1 pseudogene is annotated in these 1755 nt (G+C 39.9%); it reads left to right on the top strand.

Annotation, left to right across the window (positions count from 1 at the left end):
• Positions 1–138: 138 nt before the first annotated feature.
• Positions 139–1579 (top strand): annotated as a pseudogene (locus tag H6A13_RS12835) (transposase).
• The last annotated feature ends 176 nt before the right edge of the window (positions 1580–1755 follow it).

Raw genomic sequence — 1755 nt, 5'->3', positions numbered from 1 at the left:
TAGGCGTTTGCGAAACGCCAAAAGCCGCATAAATACGGCATTTTTTGTTGCCAAAATAAAATATCTCCTCAAGGTTTATGGTAAAATAGAGTTGACTAGAAACTATTAACCAATCCACCTTAAAGGAGATATACCTATATGATAACACATAAGCAGCTCACTTTGGCAGAAGTTTTTGAAGATTGTCAACATAAATTCGATAATGACAAATATCATTTTCTAGCACTTCTTGATGAAGCCATTAACCTTGATGAAATTGTTCCTGTTTCTTTTGTTTCTCATTTTCACGCCCAAACCGGAAGACCTCGCAAGCACCAGCTTTATCCTATGCTCAAGGCACTTCTGCTCCAGCGTATTTTTTCAATCCCGACGGACACGCTCCTGATTGTGTTCTTGAAATACTCTCAGGAACTTCGTGATTTTTGCGGCTTTGATGTTGTACCAGACGGTTCAAAATTCACTCGCTTTAAACAGGATTTCTTATCGGACTTACAATCTATGTTCGATCATCTTGTAGATCTGACCGAACCGATATGCCAAAAGCTGAATCCGGCTCTTGCCGACATGACTATCTTTGATACCTCCGGTATTGAAGCATGGGTTACAGAAAATAATCCGAAGTATGCCAACCGTATTATTAAACAGCTGAAGGCTTTTAAAAAATCCCATAACCTTGATGATTCCTATGATCCTTACAAAGCCGCTTATGGTTCCATGCCAACTCATGCTGCATCCAACCAGGCAATCCAGCAGATGTACATCAATGGTCACTTCTGTTATGCCTATAAATTCGGTATCGTCACAAATGGACTTGGCATTGTCCGCGACATATCTTTCTACAACAAGGATTTCCTAAATGCACATCCTGATATTGTTGTAGAAAAGAAATCGGATTCTCCGGATGAGGATAAATCGCTTGCCGACTCAAAAGCGCTGCTTCCTGTTTTGATTGATTTTTTCAAAAAACATCCTTTGATTGAGCCAAAGACTTTTCTTGGCGATGCCGCCTTTGATACGATTGAAATCTATAAATCTCTTTTCGAGGAGATTGGATTCCATAAAGCTTTTATTCCCCTCAGGGTAAAACTTTCCATGGAAGGAACGGACTACACAGTGAATGAAAATGGTATTCCCTGCTGCCCACATGATCCAACACTTCCTATGAAACGGGAAGGAAGCAACTCCCATTTGCGCAGCAAACTTCCTACCATGAAGTTTGTATGTCCAAAAATGAAATGGGAATACAATCCTGCCGACAAGTCAAAATGTCGGGTATGTCACTGCGATAATCCATGCACCACTTCTTCCTGCGGACGAATGATTTATATTTATCCAGAGAAAAATCTCCGCGCCTATCCTGGTGTAGAACGAGGTTCCCAGGAATGGGAAGACACTTACAAAATCCGTGTAAATGTCGAAAAATCAATCAACCATTTCAAGGATAGTTTCTGTATTGCGAATCGTAAAACACAGAATGAAAAAACGCTTCATGCCGATTTACTTCTTGCAGGAATTACACAACTTATTACCGTACTTGTTGCTGATAAAATCCACCAACTTCAATACATACGAAGTTTAAAACCTTTGATTGCCTGACCTTTGGTATTTATAACATTTTTTCTTCGCAGTCCATCTGGGAAGTTATTTTGTCATGTCTAATTTTGATGTCACCTGCTTCTCATCTTAGGAATCCTGCATTGCAGGATTCCTACCGCATTTTTAATCAGGATTGCGACCTTGTTTCGCAATTACCTA

The organism is Mordavella massiliensis, from assembly GCF_016902415.1.
Classification (GTDB): domain Bacteria; phylum Bacillota; class Clostridia; order Lachnospirales; family Lachnospiraceae; genus Merdimonas; species Merdimonas faecigallinarum.
Note: the sequence above shows the minus strand (reverse complement) of the source record. Positions and strands in the feature narration are given on the sequence as shown.